We start from the raw sequence: 19,878 nt of genomic DNA on the forward strand, positions 1-19,878 counted from the left end.
ACTCAGCCCTCCTTCTTGTCGGCAACGGGTTGAACGGATTTCTCGATGATCGTCAGGTTTGCCTCGTCCTCCTGAAGCAGTTCCTTCAGGAGGCTGGTGCTGCCCTGGTGACCGCGATCGGCCCCCTTCTGGGCAAGCTCGATGGCTTTCTGGCGATCCTGGAGCACAAGGTTGCCCTTGGCGAAGAGCCGTGCGAGTTCCTGCATTGCGCCGGGATGACCCACTGCGACGCCGCGCTCGAGCAGTTCAACCGCGCTTTCCGGCTCCAATCCGTGCTTTTCCTTCAGATGAAGACGGGCAAGCGCCGTCAGCGCGCCGCCATGTTCGGCGGTTGCGGCCAGGCGCAACCATTTCAGCGCTTCCCCGGCCGTGTTGTCGTCCGGAGTGCCGGCCAGCAGCATCAAGGCGAGATCATGCATCGCACCTGCATCGCCAAGATTGGCCGAGCGCAGGAACCAGTCTTCGGAGAGCGACCGGTCCGCGGTCATGAATTCACCGTCCCGGTAGATGCGGCCGAGGGTCTTTGCAGAGCTTGCAGATCCGTCGCGGGCCTTTTGTTCCAGACCGGCTATCGCACGCTCGGCCCAGAAACGGGCACGTTCGGGATCCGGCGTCAGGCCATAACGTCCCGTCAGCAGGATACGCGCATAGTTGATGGTCGAGGACGGGTAGCCGGCGATGGCAGCCTGTTCGTAGTGGTGGAATGCCGCGTTCAGATCACGCTCGGCACCAATACCGCGCTCATAATGCTTGGCTAGTTGCACATGTGCCTTGGGATAATCCCACTCAAGCGCCTTCATGAACCACTGCAGCGCGATCTCCGCACACTTGTCACCAGAAGAGCGCTGGAAGAGCCGGCCGAGTTCGTAAGCGGTCTCGCCGCGATACGCAAAGGAATAGCGGACGGCTTCCATGAAGATCAGCCGGGACTGGTCCAGATCGGTGTCCACACCCCAGCCGTTCTTGTAGGCCCTGCCGAGATGAAAGAGCGCAACCGGATGACCGTCATTGGCAAGCTGGGTCAGGATATCGGCAGCTGCTTGCCAGCGGCCGACCTTCTGAAGGCCGCGGGCCTGCTTGATCATCTCTTCAATGGTCGGATCGATCCGCTCGGACTTGGCCTTTACCGGCGCTGTGTCTGAAGACAGCGCCACGGCTCCGGCGACACCGAATACGGCTCCGAGCAGCAGCCCTTTCCAAAGAAGCGTTTTCTTGTTCATCCGGGTCATATCAGCACCTCCAGGGTGAGTTCCGTCGTAGGCCCGCCAATGTCGATCGTGTTCAGCGGCAGGTCGTATTCGTTGCAGGAGCATTCGTGCTCGTCGGGGTTTGTCGGGGTCAGGTCCTGCGCTTCCTTGAAGCCCGCAGCCGCGATAGCTCCAATGAGCAGACCAGTCGCGCAGATGATTGTTTCTTCAAATGAAAACCGGGATTTAGCCATCGGTCCGCCTCCAGATCCTGCACGAAACACCTTCCAGCAGTTCCAGCGTTCCGACCTTGTGGGACTTTGCCGTTTCAGCGGGTGTGAGCGGGCAGACCATGTCCTTGCGGCGGCTGCCAGCCATGGCGACATTCTCCGGATCGCGGTCGATCAGCATCAGCAGCTCACCGACGATCCGGCGCGCCGGGTCTGAGCCGAAGTGATAAGCGTCGGTAAAGTTCCCCAGCTCCCGGGTGAAGGGCGTGTCGAAGTCCAGGTCCACGACAGGAGCCAGTGTCGACAGCCGCTCGCGGAACTTGTGATTGGCCGCCGTCAGACCGAAATCGGAAATCCGGCGCTGCATCTCGGAGATGGTCGGCGGGATCAGGAAAACGAGGTCAACATCGTTGTCGGCAGACCATGAGGCAATTTCCTCCACCATCGCCCACAACTCGTCCGACTGCTTGAAGCGGCGCCAGTCGGCCGCACCGTTTGTGCCGACCTGCTTGGCAAAGAGCTGTGGCAGATCACGCTCTATCGTGATTTCGGGCCAGTAACCGGCCCAGCGCCCCAGACCGAAACCGTGACCGTGATAGATCGCCGGAAGCCGGAGCGCGGAGACCGACGAACTCAGGGCGCATTCGTCGCAAAGAGCAGGATCGAGAAGCGCTTCAACCGACAGTTTTCCGATCGCGTTGAAATCGGCCGCCCTGGCTTCCTGAACGGGCCAGAAGGACATGTCTTCAAAGGAACCCGTGAGGGCGGGATAGCGGTCTTCAAGCAGTTGCCATCCGGTTTTGGCCACGAACCAGTTCGTGTAGTAGCCGAAGGGATTGTCGGCAAGCGCGATCGCCTCCGGCACACGGTTCATGCCGCCCTTGAAGCGCGCATCCATGCTCCTCAATGGCAGGCTCACGATCAGCGTGTCGAGTTCGACCGTATCACGCAGGTATTTGAACGTATCGTAGATCTCGTAAACAGTCGCGCCGCCATAAGCGAAGTTGTAAACATCGTCACGGCCGAGTTCCTGCCAGTACCTGTCCTGAAGCGCCCGCGCCCGGCTGTCGCCCAGAATGACGGTCGGTGCCTTGATGCGCGGATACTCGATCATCTTGTAGAGGGGGTAGTGCGCCCTGACGCTGGTTTCCTTCTTGTTCAGATCAAGGTCCACCAGCCTGTTGTGATCGAACGCATCGACCACGATATTGAACGCGACCGGTGCCAGCGCGATCATCGCGGTCATGGCCATGGCAGCGGTGTAGAATTTTGATGTCAGTCTCATGGCAAAGCCCCTGAAATTGTTTCTGCGCCTTTAGAAACAAGAACCGGGCCAGCGCGCCGCTACATTTAAATCTTCAATAAAATCATATGCTTGATTTCATTTTCCGATTTTGGGAAGTCGCGCGTAGTTCGATATTGAAAAGGAAGGTTTTGCAAAATGAAAAACCGCATCGGCCTTCAGGCTGACGCCGTCCAGCCGAGCAGATAGGTGATCATGCCGCTGCTTGGCGGATCGATGAGACCGGCCATCAGGCACACGCCGAGGAAGAGCATCGTGACATAAAGAAACGTCAGATAGCTCGCCATCCAGTTCTGCAGCGTTGCGATCAGGCCGTCACCCTCGCCCGCGCGCTGGTCACCCCGGTTCGACCAGCGCTGCTTTGACAGCCGGAAGATGCAATAGACCTTCACCGACGCGTTGATGAGCTGGTTGAAATAGAGGATGAACGGATAGCTGAGATCCACCTTGCGCGCATACTGAAACAGGAACAGCGACAAGAGCATGCGCGTGATGCAGATAAAGACGATGTAGCCGAAGATGTAGTGCGGGTCGTAAAGGAACGACGTGCAGACGGCCAGAACCGGGCTCACGAGCATGGTCCACATGGAAATCCGCTGGTCGAGCAGGCACCACCAGATGAAAAAGGGCATGCGGTGCGGACCGAGCGCCAGCGCCCGGGTGCCGTTGCGCAGCATGTTACCCGACCAGCGGCGGAAATTCTGCACCATCCGGTCCATGCCGGATCCTTCGATCACCTCGACCGTGTAGCCCATGGCATCCGGGACGTAGAGCATGCGGCAGCCGGACTGGAGCATGTAGTACCAGGTGCTCTTGTCGTCCCCAGACAGGAAGCGGAACTTGCCCCAGAGCCAGTGCTCCAGGTGATCGGCTTCCAGCAGGCGGATGAACTTCAGCTTGACCAGGTGGTTGGCACGAAACACGGACATGCGGCCCGTCAGGGTCAGAACCCGGCCGGAAAGGGAATGGGACTGCATCGCAAGGCGCCTCTGGGCGAAGCGCATGGTCAGCCAGTTGGCGACCCATCTGGGTCCGATGCAGAGCACTTCCTCGTCAGTCGTGCAGGCCTGCAGGTCGGGATAGAGCTTGAACAGCGGCAGGCAGGCACCGACTGCGTTGGGGGCAAGGATGAAGTCACCGTCCATGAAGATGATGAGATCATCGGCCTCGACATTGCCGCGGCTCATCGCGCGCAGGACGAGACCGATGGCAAGCCGCTTGCCCGGCTGGTTCTGCCGCACGACATGAAGCGTGACATCCAGATCAGACCATTCACGAACGAGCAGATTGGAAATCAGCTCCTCGTCATAGCGGTCGCCGGAGCCGAGCCAGATCGTGCCCGGAACGCCCGCATCCCTGATCTCACGGCAGATCGAGCGAATGACTTTTTCTGTGATGTCGCGATGCTCCTTGTAGGTCGTCATCATGAAATGCAGATGCCGCGGACGCCAGCCATCATCCCAGACCTTCTTGCCCGCATCGCGCATGGAGGGATAAACGAACTTGCCGTAGATCCACGCCCTGACGGCATGGGTGAACCACCAGCCGTAGCGCCAGATGCCCAGGAGGCCGATGACGAACGTGATCTCTTTCGTGGACGGGCTGAAAAACACGTTTTCGAAGATCGTGACACCGATGAAGCAGCAACCGAAATAGAGCATGATCTGAAACAGCGCCCAGGGTGTCCATTTCGCCCAGCCCTTCGGCTGGTGCATGATCTCGTCCACCTTGTAGGGGAGTGATGATCTGTCTTGTGCCATCACAGTCCACTCACCAGTTGCTGGGCAGTCCGGAAGACGATGTTGTTCCGGTGGCGCTCGAAATAAACCGTGATGGGTGTGCCACTGGCTGGAAAAGCATCTTCTACCGGGATCAGAGTGACCTTTGCGGAACGCGCATCCGGTGCCCTGAACCGGAAGGTTTCGGAGACTTCATCGACAAACCCGTCCGTCCGGTCGATGTGGTCGACCGTACCCGTCACCCAACGGTTTTCGGAAGGAACAAAAATGTTTGCGGTCGTTCCCAGGCGAATGTGCTGCACCTCGTCCTGGGTGAGATAGGCGCTGACCGATTCCGATCCCGACTTTTCAAGAACCAGAAGCGGTTCGCCCTGCTTGGCCGCGGTCCCCTCCAGGATATCTTTCTCCTTGATGAGACCTGAAAAGGGAGCTGCGACCTTGAGCCTGGCTTCCTTTGCCATCAGGTCTGTAACCATGGAAGCCTGGAACGTTTCCTGGGACTTCAGCCGGGCAACCCTTGCCTTCATCTCCGCAAGACGTCCGGCAAAGGCATTGCCGGTAAAGAGCCGGACACTGTCGCCGCCGGCAATCAGCTCTTCAAGTTCCTGAATGTGGATCTGCTTGCGTTCAAGGTCGGAGATCACCGACTTGAGTTCCAGTTCCGCCGCCTCGACATCATCGGCAAGTGCAAGGCCCTTCGTGGCCAGGGAGCGCATGCGCTCTACCTTGAGAAGCGCGTTCTCTTTTGCAAGCTCCAGCCCTTCGACCTGCGACCCGGCCTGGCGTACATTGTTGCGTGCAACAAGCGCGTAACCCTCGGCCTTCCGGTTCTCCTCGGCAAGCAGGGCCTCCGTCTCGGCCAGCTCGGCCCGGGTTGAAGCGAGCGCAGTCTGGGCGCGGCGCAAAGCCTCTTCGTGCCGCCCGTCTTCCATGACGAGCAGAACCTGTCCGGCGGCGACGATGTCACCAATGCCGTGCTGCACGTTCAGGACCCGGCCGTTCGCCGGTGCCGTGATGGCCTGCCGCTCCGATGTCACGACCGCCGACGTCACTTCGAGGCGGAACAGGGTCGCGAATACATAAAGACCGACATAGCCGAAAACCACCGCGCCGAGAGCGAAATAGAACAGGGTCATGACGATCTGCTTGACGGGCCAGCGGCGGACCGGCATGGCCTCGGCAGGATTGGGATCGGGTTTTGTCGGAACCGGGGTGACCGGCGTGTCGATGCGTACAATCGTGTCGGCGACATCCGTCATCTTGCCGCGCACGAGGTCTTCGACGAAATGCTGCATCAGAGCGGTTTCACGCTCACCGAGCTGCACGAACTGGTAGGCGACCTCGCCCTTTTCCGCGTCGAGGCGAACGACTTCCGCTTCCGCTTTCAGCGTGATGTTGAAGCCCTGGAACGGGAGGGTGCACAGCAATTCGTGACTGGTGCCCACGTCCGGAAGATCACGAAAGGCACCGGCGATCCGGCAGCCGCCAAGACCCCAATCGACAGCGTCGAAAGACTGCTCTCCCACGGCAACGCGCATCGGCGCCGTTACCCGGTAGTGCAGCCTCTGGCTGGGTCTTTCGTGAATGATTTCCAATTTCTGCTTCCCGTTGTTGCGTCGACAGCAGTTCTTTTGCAACTGGGATGCCAACGGCGCAGCGTGGTTAACGTTCCTACAGGCGCACTGCCACCTTCAAATAATCCTTTGATTTTTCATATCTTTTCAATTTTCACCCGCAAGCGCCGTTTATCGGTTTTGCAAAATGAAAAACCCCCGATGGCCTGTGCGGCCCGGGGGTCTTCCCATTTTGCAAAGTTTTCAGTGCTTGTCAGAATCGGAAAGAGGCCGCGAAACGAGTTCCGCAGCCTGTTGGTTTTTCAAGATTCACTCCTCAGAAGACGAAGCAGTCATTGTCATAGAGGAACTGCAGCGACTGCTCGCCGACACCGCTCAATGTGCAGATGTCGTTGTAACTGCCGTTGCCCGATAGATCGACGGACAGCAGCGTGTCACCGTCCGACCCTGTCGCCTGGAGCTTGCCCAGGAAGGTCTGGTCATCATCGCTTCCGGCAAGGTGGCTGAAGTCCAGGAGATCCGTGCCGATAACGAAATCGGTGATGAGATCCAGGCCACTCAGGTCGTAGCTGCGGAAGATAAACGTGTCGATGCCGGTGCCACCGGTCAGCGTGTCGCTGCCGCCAAGGCTCCGGATCTCGTCATCGCCCGCACCGCCGTCAATCACGTTGACGCCGGACGTCCCTTTCAGGATGTCGTCCCCGGAGCCGGACTTGATGTTGTCGATGAAGTGGAGCGTATCCGTTCCGATTTCCAGGCCGTGTGCCTTCTTGTTGTGAAGCAGGATCGACAGATCGACGCCAAAGGCGGAGTAGTCGACGGTGTCGTTGCCCTGACCACCATGCATGTAGTCGTTTCCGGCATCTCCGTAGAACGTGTCATCGTCGTGACCGCCGTAGAGCTTGTCGTTGTTGTGGCCACCGCGCAGTTCATCATTGCCGGCACCCCCCTTGAGGATGTCGTCGCCGTAACCGCCCTGCATGATGTCGTCGCCGGAACCGCCGATGAGCGTGTCAACGCCGTTGCCGCCATCCATGGTGTCGTTACCGATGCCGCCGTTCATTGCGTCGTCGCCGTAGCCGCCCTGCATGGCATCATCGCCGGAACCGCCGTTGAGCGTGTCATTCTCATTGCCGCCGTCCAGCGTGTCGTTGCCGGAGCCGCCATTGAGCGTGTCGTTTCCGGATTCGCCATAAAGCGTATCGTCACCGTTGTTGCCGTTCAGCTCGTCGTTCTGCTGGCCGCCATAGAGACTATCGTTGCCGGAATTGCCATAGAGCTTGTCCTCGCCCGATCCTCCATAAAGGTTGTCGTCTCCGCTGCCGCCATGCAGGTCGTCATCGCCGTTGTTTCCGTAAAGCCAATCGTCGCCGGACCGGCCATGGAGTTCATCGGCACCCGTTCCACCATGCAGGTGGTCGTTGTCGGACCGCTCTACGACGACCGGCGTGTCGCCACCATTGCCGGGATCGGGATCGGTTCCGCCAGTGTCCTGATTGTAATGCGCGTTCAGGAGCAAGGCATTGGCAAGACCGATATCGACCGTGAAGACACTGTCGTCAAAGTCGCGGTCGCCACCGTTGAAAAGATCCTCAAAACCGAGGGTGAGCGTGCCAGCATCGGTCTTCAGGACACCGGTCGTATGCAGGATGTTGTCCGGGTTCAGGTTAACCGTGTCGCCATAAGCGGACGTGTGGTAGGGGTCATACTGGATGAGCGTCTTCGTGCCGTCGGGGGCAATGTGATAAAGGCGCGGGCTGTCGCTGTTAAGCGTTGCCTGGCTTCCATCGGAGTTCTGGAACTCCAGCGTGCCGTTCTCCATGTCGAGATGCGAATATCCGCCATTGCGGCTGTAACCGTTGGAAACGATGAAGAAGGCGATACGGTCACCGGAACTCACATCGAGGAATTCGCGGGACTGACCGGCAACAAGATCACCACCGCTGCCTTGCAGTGAGGCGTTCGGCCAGATGAACTCGACGTCCTGGATCGTGCCGTCTTCGGCGATCTTGTAATAGCCGAACGTGTTGCGGTATCCGGCGGTCTCGCCTTCGAAAACAACGGAAACGGGATAGTCATCGGCGATCTCGACCGACGTTACCTGCACGAGGCTCGGACCGCCCGAGCCATAGAGAATGTCGTTGCCGTTGTCGCCGTATAGCGTGTCGTCTCCGGTTCCACCCCAGATTTCGTCATTGCCGTTCTTGCCGGTAAGGAGATCGTCGCCGAAACGTCCGGACATTACGTCGGAGTGTTTCGAGCCATTCAAAACATCATCTTCATTGGTCCCGATGACGGGACGTGTTGCGGGTAAGCTAGGCATGTTACTGCACTCCTTCTGATAACGCGCAGACGCGCAATTTCAGCCGGAGCTGTGCAGTTAAGGGGCCATTAACCAGCTAACTTTTCCAAAGATTTTTCTCTTATTTTTCAAAAAGTTACACATTTACCATTTTTCAGTCGAGTTTGCTGCTTCCGAAAAAACAACAGCGTATTTCAGTTCTGCAAACAAAGATTTCCGTTCTGCGAAAGCCGTGCGGACCGCAAAACCGTTGTGCCAACGGCCTTCGCAAGAGGAGTTTGAAGCGACGGTCGCGGCGTACAGCCGGGCAGCTCAATAAGTCGCGCGGCCACCGGACAGGTCGAAGACCGCCCCGGTTGTAAAACTGTTTTCGGAGCTGCACAGCCAGGCGATCATATCTGCGGCCTCGGACACTTCGAGAAAGCGGTTTCTCGGGATCTTCGACAGCATGTAGTCGATGTGCTCCTGGCTCATCTGATCGAAAATGCGCGTGCGCGCGGCGGCGGGCGTTACCGCGTTGATGGCGATGTCGTAGCCCGCACATTCCTTGCCGGCGCTCTTGGCGAGCGCCATGACGGCGGCTTTCGAGGCACTGTAGGCCGAGGCGTTCGGATTGCCCTCCTTGCCGGCGACGGAGGCGATCAGGACGACACGGCCGAAATTGTCATTCTTCATATCAGGCAGAACCGCCTTGAGTACATGGAACGACCCGTTTGCGTTGATGTCCATGATCCGCGCCCAGTCGGCGACCGGATAGTCCTCGACAGGCATGTTCGGTCCGGCAATCCCTGCCGAATTCACGACAATGGAAGCACTGCCGACAAGCGACCTGGTGCGCTCATAGGCTTCGGAGACCGCGTTCCAGTCGGAGAGATCAACCTTGATGGCCGTTGCATCGAGCTCCGCTGCCGCTGACCCAAGAACTTCCTCGTCCATATCCCAAAGAACAAGACGCGCTCCGTCGGACTTCAGTTTCTTCGCACAGGCATAGCCGATGCCCTGCGCACCTCCGGTGACGATCGCGATCCTGCTCATTCAATGGCTCCTATCCCAGCGCGGACATGACCGAGGCAACCGACGTGACATGGGCCACATTCTGCATGGCGTAGTTGATCGAGGCGCGGTGCCAGTCGGCATTCATTGTAGAGCAGGCGTCTTCCGGCACAACCACCCTGAAGCCCTTGTCCGCAGCCGTGCGCGCCGTGTGTTCCACGCTCATGTTGGTCCAGGAACCGGTGTTGATGATCGTATCGATACCGGCATGACGCAGATAACTTTCCAGGCGCGATGTCTCCCAGCCGCTCATCGACATTTTCTCGCAGACCAGATCGCCCGGTTTCGGCTCAAGTCCGGGAACAGGCGCAACGCCCCACGTTCCCCTCACCAGGGCGTTTTCGCCCTTGAGTCCCTGAAACAGCGGCGCGTGCTGCGCAAGCAGCGGATGACCTGGCTCGCAAACCATCCAGATGTGAATGACGGGAATTCCGTGCCGCCGGGCCGCGTCCGCAAGGGCAATCGCATTGGCAACCACATTCTGCTCGCGCGCATGCTGCGGGGAGCCGGTTCCCTCGAATGCACCCCCGTCGATCATCACATCATTCTGCAGGTCCTGGATCAGGAGCGCGGTTTTCTTCGGATCAAGCGCAGGACAGTCGGCAAGCTGCAGCCCCTTGGAAGATGCGCCGACAGACCCGGCAGCCACAGCGGCCGTGTCCGCAGTCGCATGGCTCGCCGGTTTGGCGGACATGAAGGGCTCCAGGCGCGGCCGAACCTTCGTTTTAACTGTGTAGACGGAGGTACAGGCACACATGAAAAGGGTCTGCCAGTCCTCTCCGCCCCAATGCAGATTGGCAACCATTTCAGGCACTTCGATCTTTCCGATCAGAAGTCCTTCGAACGAATAGACCCAGACCCCGCCAGGCGCCGTCACCCAGACATTGCCGTTGGCATCGGCCTTCATGCCGTCCGGCACACCTGCCTTCACCGCATCCTTGATACCGGACGCAAAGATGCGTCCGTTTCTGAGCCTGCCGTCTTCACCGACATCGAACATGCGGATATTTGCCTGCTCGGTGTCATTCACCCACATCCAGCGTTCGCAAGGCGAAAAGCAGAGCCCGTTCGGCTGAGTGAACATGTAGCGGTCCGAAACAAGAACTGCCTCGTCGCCCGGCCGGTGTCCGGGAGGCAGCATGTAGACCCCCTGAAAGCCCTGTTGCAGCGCGCGCGGGACACCGAAATGCTCCATGCGGCCATAGGTCGGATCGGTAAAGAAAACCGCCCCATCCGACCTGACAACTATGTCGTTGGGGGAATTGAGTTCCCTGCCCTCGTAGTGCGAGGCGAGCAGTTCCCGCGTTCCGTCAGGGCGAAACCTTGCGACCGAACTCGTGGCATGCTCACAAACGAGGAGGTTCAGCTCCGCGTCGTAGGTCATGCCGTTGCCCTTGTTCGACGGGCGCAGATACTCGCTCACACCCTTCTGCCGGGTCCATTTGCGCCTGACATCGCCGGGCATGTCGGAGAACAGGAGATGATGTTCCAACGGATGCCAGATAGGCCCCTCGGTGAACACGAAACCTGTGCCGATCCGTTCAACAGCGGCGTGCTGGTCCATCAGTTCCAAGAATTTCGGGTCGACAACGGTATGTCCCACGGATCCCTCCCGGTCTTTCCTAGCCAAGGAAGCAAAGGCTTCCAGTGATCGCGTCCGCTACATCGGGAACCATTGCCGCTCGGGCACGGTCTCCGTCATCGGACCTGGAACGGTCATGGACAGTCGTCCGACAACCTGCTGGTTCTGGATCTTCGCCGGGCGGTCATGCACCGGCAGCAGGAAAGTGTAATTGTTGAGGAGCTTCTTGATCGCGCCTTTTTCCTCGCGCTTCGAACCGGCGTGGTTGCCGGTCACGCGCGGCTCCATCCAGTTGTTGGTGTAGACGTGATTGACGATCTGATCGTTGAAATCGTAGATGACATCACCGCAGATGCAGGCCAGTCCTTCCGCCGTTTCCACGATCACGTTCATAGAGCCTTCGGTATGCGCACCGGCGGCCTCGCACCAGACGCCCGGAATGATCTCCTCCGCGCCGGTGATTTCCAGATCGAGGAAACGCATCGCCTCCGGTTCGTAGATCCGCTCGACCAGATGCATGATGTCCGGCTTCGGATATTGCGGATACATGATGCCGGAGACCGAGAATTCCATCTCCCTGCGGTTCAGAACAACAGTCGTGTTCATCGGGAACAGATCGTCCTTGCCGGCATGGTCGATGTGCAGATGCGTGTGCAGGATATAGCGGATGTCGCCCAGCTTCAGCCCGTGTTTGGCAAGCTGATTTTCGATCATGTTGTCGTGGAACTGCAGGCCGCGCATGCCGAGGCTTTCCATGATCGCATTGTCCCGATAGCCGGTGTCGACCAGAACGGGATGTGTCCCTCCAAGGATCAGAAAGCCGTAGACAGGAACCCGCCGGATGCGGCCGCATTCGTGGCCGAGCACGAGAAAGGACGTCTCGAGCTCAATGTCTCCGTAGTCCAGAACATGGATGGTAAGGGCCATTTGTGTTTCTCCCATAGATGAAAGGCAGTCAGGCTGACGGGTGGCTAGAGCCGGTAGACCCGCTCAGCCGTGTCGTGAAAGATCGCTTGCTGTTTGCTTTTCGAAAGACCCTTCGCGCCTTGCCGGAAGGCCGCAAAAAGATCCGCATAGGTGGTCCAGAGTTTTTCGATCGGAAAGTTCGACCCGAACATGCAGCGCTCGGCCCCGAAGAGGTCCAGGCTCTGCTTGATCATGAAGGCGATGAATTCCGGATCGTTCCGGTGGATGAACGTGCCGAAGGCGGACAGTTTGGTGAAGACGTTCGGACATGCCGCGAGCCTGCGCATGCTCTTGCGCCAGGTCTTGACGCCTTCCGGCGTCGTGTCTTCCAGCATGCCCGCATGCATCAGGATGAACGGAACATCCGGACAGCTCTCGGCAAGCCCGGCGGCATCTTCCATCTGCGATGCGAAGACCTGAAGATCAAAGGACCAGCCATAATCGGCAAGATAGGAAATGTTTTTACGCACAAGCGGATCTGCCGGCAGACCGGGATGCGGAGCGAACCGGTAGAGCGGATTTTCATGCCAGTGCAGCTGCTGCCGGATACCGCGCATCAGCGGGTACTTCTTCAACCTGTCCAGCTGCGGGCGGACATCTTCCACCGTAAAGTCGGCAAACCCGACAATCCCGTGCGGCCATCCGGCCTCATCGGCAACGGATTGAACCCAGGCGACTTCGTCCTCGAACCAGTTCGGCGCCCAGTTGGCCTGGACATAGACCGACTTTTCGATCCCTGTCCCTTCCAGGTCGGCCAGGAATTCGTCGATCAGGTAATCCCGCTTGATCGCCGCATAAGGGCCGAATATGCGCGGCTGTTCCGGACCCAGGAGCCAGGGCAGATCCTTTTGAAGCCAGATATGATGGTGGGCGTCGATCATGCGGGCCTCGCAAGGGACAGAACATGGGTGCACATGGCGTCGATCCGGTCACCGGGCACAAGCGCGTCGAGATAGGGAAGGCACGCGGACAGGGCTTCCGTGCGCGGTTCGTACATTGGATCGGCGGCGAGCGGCGACAGCCAGTCGAGCCGCCAGGACACCCGCGATAACCGTTGAACGGCGGAAATCAGCGCCTCGGGGGACCCGCGTTCAAGTCCATCGGACAAAACAAGCGTCGCGGCGCCACGCGCATATGCGGCAAAGCGCGGCACGGCCAGAAAGGCGGCAAGTGCCTCCCCGATGCGCGTGCCGCCGTCGAAATCGGCCACTGCCGCCCCGACACCGTCGAGCGCCCGGTCGGCATCCTTGATCCTGAGAGGCGCGGTGATCCGTGTCAGCCGTGTGCCAAGACTGAAAACCTCGACACTGTCCGCCGACTGGACCAGTGCGTGGGCGAACCGGAGCGCAGCATCGCTATGATCCTTCATCGACCCGGACACATCGATCAGCAGCAGAATGCGGCGTTGCTTCGTCTTGCGCCGGGTCTTCGGCAGATCGAAGACCTCGCCGTCACGCCGGAGTGCCTGCCGCAGGGCGCGGCGCAGGTCGATCCGCGTTCCCCCGTTGTCGAGGAAGCGCCTGTATGACTGTCTGCGCGGCAGTTCCTTCTCAGCCCGCCGGGCCAGGTCAATGAGGACGTCGGGATCGGCGATTGCCGCGAATTGCCGGCGGCCAAGAAGTTCCGCAGAGGCTGCCAGCTCACCCGGTTCTTCCTCACCCTCATCCTGGTCGATCTCGATTGTTTCGGAAGAAGGCTCGAACGCCTCGACACCGTCTTCACCATCCTCATCCTCGATCGGTGCGGCCAATGCCTGGCCGAGGAAAAAGGCCTGAAACAGCGCATCGAATTCCGCATGGCGCTCACGCGGGATCGCCAGGGTGGCGAGGGCTGCGCGCCGGATATCGGCGATGTCGCGCGGGCCAAGCAGACTGATCGATTGCAGGAAGTCGATGGTCTGATCAGGCGCAACGGCAAACCCGTGCGCCCTGAGGATCGCGGGAAACTCGACGAAGGGTCTGCTGGCGCGCGGGAGGGTCATGCAGCCTCCTGCGGCATGAAACTGTCGAGCCGTCCTTCAAGAAAGGTCAGGTCATCGTGGTCCTTGAGCGCCACGCCGATTGCCCGGCGGAACGCCTCGGGCCAGGCTGCGCCCTGGCTGTGCAGCAGCGTTGCCGCTTCCGCCCATTCCACCGTCTCGGCAACGCCGGGCGGTTTGGCGAGCGGCTCCGTCCGGAGTTTGGCGACCGCGCCGGCGACCGCGTTTGCCGTTGCCTCGGCAACAGTGCTTGCCCGTGCCATGACAATTCGGGCTTCAAGGTGAATGTCCGGATAGTCGATCCAATGATAGACACAGCGCCGACGAAGCGCTTCGTGCAGGTCACGGGTGCGGTTGGAGGTCAGCACGACGACCGGCGGGCGGGCGGCACGCACCGTTCCGGTCTCCGGAATTGAAATCGCAAAATCGGACAGGAACTCCAGCAGAAAGGCCTCGAACTCCTGGTCCGACCGATCGATCTCGTCGATCAGGAGGACGCAGTCATCGGGCGACCGCAGCGCTTCCAGCATCGGACGCTGCAGCAGGAACTGGTCCTCATAGATGTTGACGTAGTCGTCGCCGGCCTGCCGGATCGCGAGCATCTGCCTGGTGTAGTTCCACTCATAAAGCGCAGAGGCCGCATCGATCCCCTCAAAGCACTGCAACCGGACGACGCGCCTGCCGAGCACCGAGGAGATGGCTTTTGCGGCTTCCGTCTTGCCGACACCCGGGGCGCCTTCCAGTAGGAGCGGTTTGCCCAGCGCCAGGGCGAGATAGGCAGCCGTCGACAGATCGTCTCCCGCGATATACTGCGCGGCATTGAGGGCATTCCGGAGGCGATCCGGGCTGTCGATCCCGACGATGGACGGCTTGACGGGCATGGCTCAGCGCGCTCCCTGCGGCTGCGCGCCGCCATTGGCGAGAATGCCCCGCAGGACCTTTTCCGGCGTGATGGGCAGCGTGTCGCAACGGACGCCGACGGCGTTGTAAACGGCATTGGCAATGGCCGGAAGGACGGGATTGGCACACATCTCGCCGGGCCCCTTGCCCCCGAAGGGCGCGTCCTCGGCAGGTCTTTCCAGAACAGCAATGTTGTGGTTCACCACTTCGCCCGGTCCGGGCATCAGATAGGTGTTGAAGTCCACCGGACCGTGGCTCCGGTCCGGATAATAGGGTTCGGTCGTTTCATAAAGGGCGTGCGAGACACCCATCCAGGCACCACCGATCAGCTGCTGTTCGACAAGGCGCGGGTTCAGGGCCCGCCCAACCTCGTAGGCCGAGTTGATCTCCGTGACCGCGACCTCGCCGGTTTCATCGTCAACCTCGAGATCAACGACCAGCGCGGCATGGGCGAAACAGGACACGGGTGTCATTTCGCCGGTATCCGGATCGACATCGGAGGGCGGGATCAGAAAGATGCCCCGGCCGGACAGGGTCCGGCCCTGCTTGAACTGGGCGGCAATGGCGGTGTCGGCGACGGTGATCGTCCGGCCCGGTGCACCCTTGACCTGGATGTTGCCCTGTCCGTCCGTTTCCAGATCCGTCGCATTGACTTCCAGCTCTTCGGCGGCGGCCTCCAGCAGCGCCTTGCGCGCTTCGGTTGCCGCGCGGATGACGGCATTGCCGACCCGGTGCGTCCCGCGCGAGGCAAAGGACCCCATGCAGTGCGGACCGGTGTCGCTGTCGGCCGTATCGACATAGACATCCGACACCGGAACACCGAGCGTTTCCGCCGCGATCTGGCGCGTGACCGATTTCATGCCCTGTCCGAGATCGATGGAGGACAGCGATACCATGAACTTGCCGTCCGGGGTCGAGTGCACGAGCGCCTGGCTCGGATCACCGCCAAGGTTCATGCCGATCGGGTAGTTGATGCAGGCAAAGCCGCGCCCCTTGTGAATGGCCATGGTCAGCGCCTCCTTGAACCGGACAGAAAACGGGAGACGCCGGGCCGCTTGACCCCGCGCGAGAACGGCTGCTCGGGCTTGTAAGGTGCCGGGGCCGGGTCGGACGGTGCCTGTGGAGGCTGGGGTGCCGCAGGCTGCGAAGCAGATGGCTGCGGCGATGCGGGTTGCGGTGGCGCTGCAGCCTGCTGCGATGGCACGGGCGTGCCGGTTGGAGCCACCGCCGGTGGAACCGGGGTCGATGGCGTCGCGCGCGGTTGCGGCGGCGCAGCAGGTGCATGCCGGAACCCCATGCGCGCCGGGTCCGTGATCATGTCCTCATCCTGGGGGGCTGCCGCGACGATCGGGATGCCCTGAGTCCCCGCCGCGACCCGCCCCCTGGAGGGAGCACCCGCTCCGGGCTCCGTCGGTATGTCGGCGCGCCTGCGTTCGCCTATCCGGCCCACACTGTCGGTCAGGCTTTCAGGGATTTCCGCCCGCGTACCACCGCCACCGGCGAGACTGGACTGACGCGCGGCGTCCGCACTGATCGCCCATCCGGATTTCTGGCTGGCCACCTGACAGCATTCAATCAGCGCCGTGTTCTTTGCCAGACGGCGATGCGGCTTCATATCGCCGTCCCGGTAGGCGTTCAGGATCCTGAGTTCAATCGGGTTCAGGCCGACCGTCTCGGCCACCTTGTCCATGTGACACTCGATGGCGAAATCGACGCCGGTGATGCCGAAGCCGCGCATGGCGGTCGCCGGTGTCCGGTTGGTGAAGACGCAATAGACGTTGGAGGCAACATTCGGGATTGAGTAGGGCCCGGGAATGTGACCGGTGCACTTGATGATGGCGTAGGAGGACAGCCGCGTGTAAGCGCCTGCGTCGAAGAAACCGGTGAACGCCCGCGCCAGAATGCGGCCATCACGGGCAACACCGTCCTTGATGCGCCAGCGCTCCGCACCGCGCGGAGCCCCGACCTGCATTTCCTCCGCCCGGTCCCACATGAATTTGACAGGCCGCCCGGTCAGAACCGCGCCGAGGACAGACAGGGGTTCCACAATACTGTCGACCTTGCCGCCAAAGCCGCCGCCGACGGTTCCGCCAACAAAATGCAGGCGGGAGGATGGCATGTTCAGAAGCTTGGCGGTCGTGCCGAGCGAAAAGAACAGCGCCTGTGTCGAGGTGTAGCAGACGAAGCGATCGTTGGTTTCCGGTGCCGCGATCGCGCCGCAGGTCTCGATCGGCGCCTGCTCGATCGGCGACATCTGGTATTCGCCCTCAACGATGTGGTCGGCTTCGGAAAAACCTTTCTCCACATCCCCGAAGCGCAGTTTCTGGTGGTCGTAGAGGTCGTGATAGTCGAAGGTGTTGTTCGGATAGACCTCGTTGACGACAGGTGCATCCGGTCTCAAGGACGCCTCGGGGTCGAGAACGTGCGGCAGCACCTCGTAGTCAACCCTGACGGCGGCACAAGCCGCCCGTGCCTGCCCTTCGGTTTCGGCGATGATCGCGGCGACCGGCTCACCGGCATAGGCAACCTTGGTGTCCTGGATCAGTTTCTCCTCGTCCTTGCCGAAATTGATCAGCGAGAGGAGCGTGTTGAGGTTGTTGGGCACATCACGCGCCAGCACGACACGCACCACGCCGGGCATGCGTTCTGCCTGGCTGGTATCGATGGACCGGATACGGGCATGGTGATGCGGCGAACGCACGCAGCGCATGTGAAGCAGACCGTCGAACAGGTGATCGTCGTAATAGGGCGAGCGCCCGGTCACGTGGCCCAGGATGTCCTGGCGCCGCGTCGGTTTGCCGATTTCCTGCAAATTGTCGTCGCGCTCGTCCGCGAAGAGGTCTTTCCGGAATTCAACCGATGACATCAGCCGGTCCTCCGTGTCGGCTGACCGCTCGCGGCCAGGATGGCGTCGATGATCGGCTCATACCCCGTGCAGCGGCAGATGTTCCCGGAAATCGCCTCGACGATCTCCTCCCGGCTCGGGCGCGGTGTCCGGTCGAGCAGGGCTTTCGCGGCCATGAGCATGCCGGGCGTGCAATAGCCGCACTGCGCCGCGAAGTTCTCCATGAAGGCTTCCTGGAGCGCATGCAGATCCGGGCCGTCGGCAAGACCGTTCGTGGTCTCCACCTGCTGACCTTCAACGGTTTCGGCGAGAGTCAGGCAACTCAGTCGCGGTTCGCCGTCAATGATCACGGTGCAGCTGCCGCAGGTGCCCTGACCGCAGCCATACTTGGGCGACAGATCGCCGACACCGCGGCGCAACAAGTCGAGAAGGTTCTGCCCCTCGTCTACAAAAACGGCGGCAGGCGAGCCATTCAATCGGAACTGGACCGGCTTCTTTGTCATGTGCGGCTCCCCTCGCCCAGCAAAAGACGTTTCAGGTGGACCGGCGCGACCTGGCTGCGGTACCAGCCGGACGCCAGTCCGTCATCCGGCGGGGTGAGGCCTTGCGTGGCGGCGGCAAGTGCACCGGCAATCCCGTTTTCATCGAGTGTGGCGCCCTCAAGCGCTGCTTCCGCTGCTCTGACCCGGACGGGCGTTGGAGCCATGGCTCCAAAAGCAATGCGCGCGCCGGAAATGCGGCCGGCCGATCGCGGCAGCCAGGCGGCAAGGCTCATCACCGAGACCCCCTTGGGCTTCACCCGGCTGACCTTTCGAAATCTGAAATCATCGCCGGCAGGTCTTGCGATCGAAACCGATTCAACCAGCCGCTTCTCATTGTCACGCGCGGCCAGCAGGCTTTCCAGGTCAGTCTCGCTGCCATCGGACAGGCGCAGCTTCGCATCGAGCGCAAGCAGCGCGACCGCGAAGTCGCCATAGGGGTGCGGTGCAAAGATATTGCCTCCGACAGTGGCCATGTTGCGGATCGCCGGACCGCCGATCTGCCGCGCAACCGGATGCAGAAAGGACACCTCGGAAGACCGGAGAATGTCACCCATGGTTGCGGCCGCCCCGATCACGATGCGCGTGCCGTCCGCCCTGATGCTGCGCAACGCTGCAACACTGCGCAGCCGGACGATTTGCGGGACTGATAATTCGCCGTAGTTGACACTGCGCATCACCAGCGTTCCGCCACCCAGAAACACGGCCTGTCCGGCGCTGCTCGCCGCAGCTTCCTGAAGCGTATCGACCGTCGTTACCGTCACCATGTGTTAGGCCTCCACCCCGATATGTTCCGCGACAGCCTTAAAGCCGGCGACGTAGATGTCATTGCCAACGAGATCCGCCAGTTCCCTGTTCCGCCCCTTCGGCGTGTCAAACCGGCTTTCCCATTCCCACATCGTCCAGTCCCCGTCGGTTACCGGGAACAGACGCACATGCGCCACGTAGTTGAAGAGCGGGATCGGCGTATCCAGCAGGCAGTAGGAAAAGCTCTGCTCCAGATCCGACATTGTCAGAAGTTGCTCGCGCAGTTCCGATCCGTCCTGAAGCCTGAACCGGCGCACCGCGCCCACCCGATCGGAGCTCTCTCCCCGCTCCATCTGACTGGTCGCAACCGCCGGATGCCAGCGGTCGTGGCCGTTGAAGTCGCGCAGGACATCCCAAACGGCATCCACCGGAGCCTTTAACACTGTGCTGCGTACAACCTTGACCACCACCGCTTCGCCTTCGATTACTTGAACTTCATGTCGTTCGGGTCGAACGTGGTGACCTGGGCGTACATCAGGCCGTCCCGTGTCACGTATGCGTCGGCACCCTTGTAAGGCTCGGCAAGGAAGTCAGCTTCCACGCGCCACGACACGTTGACGGTGTCGCCGATCGTCTTGACTTTCTCGGCAATGAAAGTGGCGCCCTTGAACCCGCCTTCTTCGCGCGGTTTGCAGAAACCGGCAAAGACGTCGCCGATGTTCTTCCGGCCTTCGATCCAGACCCCGTTCGGCAGGATGAACAGAACCTCTTCGGGGTATTGCGCCATCAGCCGGTTCCAGTCACAGGCGTTCAACGCCTCTATATGTTCGAAAGTGACCAGTTCGGCATTCGGCTGCACGACAAGCGGCGGCAGATCTTGCGCCATAGCGGCCGTTGCCACAAAGCCTAAGCCTATTGCGCCTAAAACAGTCC

Annotated in this window: 18 protein-coding genes; all 18 read right to left on the minus strand. The window is 60.7% G+C overall.

The window, feature by feature from the left end:
* Nucleotides 1–2: 2 nt before the first annotated feature.
* The gene (locus tag RBB49_RS00345; RefSeq protein ID WP_306140650.1) at nt 3–1,229 is read right to left on the minus strand and encodes a tetratricopeptide repeat protein; all 1,227 of its coding nucleotides are present in this window, start codon (nt 1,227–1,229) and stop codon (nt 3–5) included.
* Nucleotides 1,226–1,441, minus strand: a complete 216-nt coding sequence (locus tag RBB49_RS00350) for a hypothetical protein (RefSeq protein WP_306140651.1) — start codon at nt 1,439–1,441, stop codon at nt 1,226–1,228. Before RBB49_RS00350 ends, RBB49_RS00345 begins: the two co-directional genes overlap by 4 nt.
* Nucleotides 1,434–2,702, minus strand: a complete 1,269-nt coding sequence (locus RBB49_RS00355; RefSeq protein WP_306140652.1) for a hypothetical protein — start codon at nt 2,700–2,702, stop codon at nt 1,434–1,436. The genes RBB49_RS00350 and RBB49_RS00355 overlap by 8 nt, the downstream gene beginning before the upstream one ends.
* 176 nt (nt 2,703–2,878) lie before the next feature.
* The gene (locus RBB49_RS00360; RefSeq protein WP_306140653.1) at nt 2,879–4,480 is read right to left on the minus strand and encodes a glycosyltransferase; all 1,602 of its coding nucleotides are present in this window, start codon (nt 4,478–4,480) and stop codon (nt 2,879–2,881) included.
* Nucleotides 4,480–6,054 (minus strand): HlyD family efflux transporter periplasmic adaptor subunit, encoded by a 1,575-nt coding sequence (locus RBB49_RS00365; protein WP_306140654.1) that lies wholly within the window; start codon nt 6,052–6,054, stop codon nt 4,480–4,482. The genes RBB49_RS00360 and RBB49_RS00365 overlap by 1 nt, the downstream gene beginning before the upstream one ends.
* A gap of 295 nt (nt 6,055–6,349) precedes the next feature.
* Nucleotides 6,350–8,356, minus strand: coding sequence for a DUF4114 domain-containing protein (locus tag RBB49_RS00370; protein WP_306140655.1), 2,007 nt, complete (start codon nt 8,354–8,356; stop codon nt 6,350–6,352).
* 291 nt (nt 8,357–8,647) lie between these two features.
* On the minus strand, nt 8,648–9,370 hold the full coding sequence (locus RBB49_RS00375) for an SDR family NAD(P)-dependent oxidoreductase (RefSeq protein WP_306140656.1): 723 nt from the start codon (nt 9,368–9,370) through the stop codon (nt 8,648–8,650).
* A 10-nt stretch (nt 9,371–9,380) separates the two neighbouring features.
* Nucleotides 9,381–10,991, minus strand: a complete 1,611-nt coding sequence (locus RBB49_RS00380; protein WP_306140657.1) for an isochorismatase family protein — start codon at nt 10,989–10,991, stop codon at nt 9,381–9,383.
* Nucleotides 10,992–11,048: 57 nt separating this feature from the next.
* Entirely contained in the window at nt 11,049–11,897 is an 849-nt protein-coding gene (locus RBB49_RS00385; protein WP_306140659.1) for an N-acyl homoserine lactonase family protein, read from the minus strand.
* A gap of 44 nt (nt 11,898–11,941) precedes the next feature.
* Nucleotides 11,942–12,817, minus strand: a complete 876-nt coding sequence (locus tag RBB49_RS00390) for an amidohydrolase (protein WP_306140660.1) — start codon at nt 12,815–12,817, stop codon at nt 11,942–11,944.
* Nucleotides 12,814–13,917: a VWA domain-containing protein gene (locus tag RBB49_RS00395; RefSeq protein WP_306140661.1), complete on the minus strand. Its 1,104-nt coding sequence runs from the start codon at nt 13,915–13,917 to the stop codon at nt 12,814–12,816. The genes RBB49_RS00390 and RBB49_RS00395 overlap by 4 nt, the downstream gene beginning before the upstream one ends.
* Nucleotides 13,914–14,795, minus strand: coding sequence for a MoxR family ATPase (locus RBB49_RS00400; protein WP_306140662.1), 882 nt, complete (start codon nt 14,793–14,795; stop codon nt 13,914–13,916). Before RBB49_RS00400 ends, RBB49_RS00395 begins: the two co-directional genes overlap by 4 nt.
* A 3-nt stretch (nt 14,796–14,798) precedes the next feature.
* Nucleotides 14,799–15,821 (minus strand): xanthine dehydrogenase family protein molybdopterin-binding subunit, encoded by a 1,023-nt coding sequence (locus RBB49_RS00405; protein WP_306140663.1) that lies wholly within the window; start codon nt 15,819–15,821, stop codon nt 14,799–14,801.
* Between the two features lie 2 nt (nt 15,822–15,823).
* On the minus strand, nt 15,824–17,680 hold the full coding sequence (locus RBB49_RS00410; protein ID WP_306140664.1) for a xanthine dehydrogenase family protein molybdopterin-binding subunit: 1,857 nt from the start codon (nt 17,678–17,680) through the stop codon (nt 15,824–15,826).
* Nucleotides 17,680–18,162 carry a (2Fe-2S)-binding protein gene (locus RBB49_RS00415; protein ID WP_306140666.1) on the minus strand — a complete coding sequence of 161 codons (483 nt, stop codon included), beginning with the start codon at nt 18,160–18,162 and terminating at the stop codon, nt 17,680–17,682. The genes RBB49_RS00410 and RBB49_RS00415 overlap by 1 nt, the downstream gene beginning before the upstream one ends.
* The gene (locus RBB49_RS00420) at nt 18,159–18,965 is read right to left on the minus strand and encodes a xanthine dehydrogenase family protein subunit M (RefSeq protein ID WP_306140667.1); all 807 of its coding nucleotides are present in this window, start codon (nt 18,963–18,965) and stop codon (nt 18,159–18,161) included. The genes RBB49_RS00415 and RBB49_RS00420 overlap by 4 nt, the downstream gene beginning before the upstream one ends.
* A gap of 3 nt (nt 18,966–18,968) precedes the next feature.
* Entirely contained in the window at nt 18,969–19,412 is a 444-nt protein-coding gene (locus tag RBB49_RS00425) for an SRPBCC family protein (protein ID WP_306140668.1), read from the minus strand.
* Between the two features lie 17 nt (nt 19,413–19,429).
* Nucleotides 19,430–19,831 carry a nuclear transport factor 2 family protein gene (locus tag RBB49_RS00430; RefSeq protein WP_306140669.1) on the minus strand — a complete coding sequence of 134 codons (402 nt, stop codon included), beginning with the start codon at nt 19,829–19,831 and terminating at the stop codon, nt 19,430–19,432.
* Between the last annotated feature and the right edge of the window lie 47 nt (nt 19,832–19,878).

Source organism: Roseibium sp. MMSF_3412, from assembly GCF_030733265.1.
In the GTDB taxonomy this organism is placed as follows: domain Bacteria; phylum Pseudomonadota; class Alphaproteobacteria; order Rhizobiales; family Stappiaceae; genus Roseibium.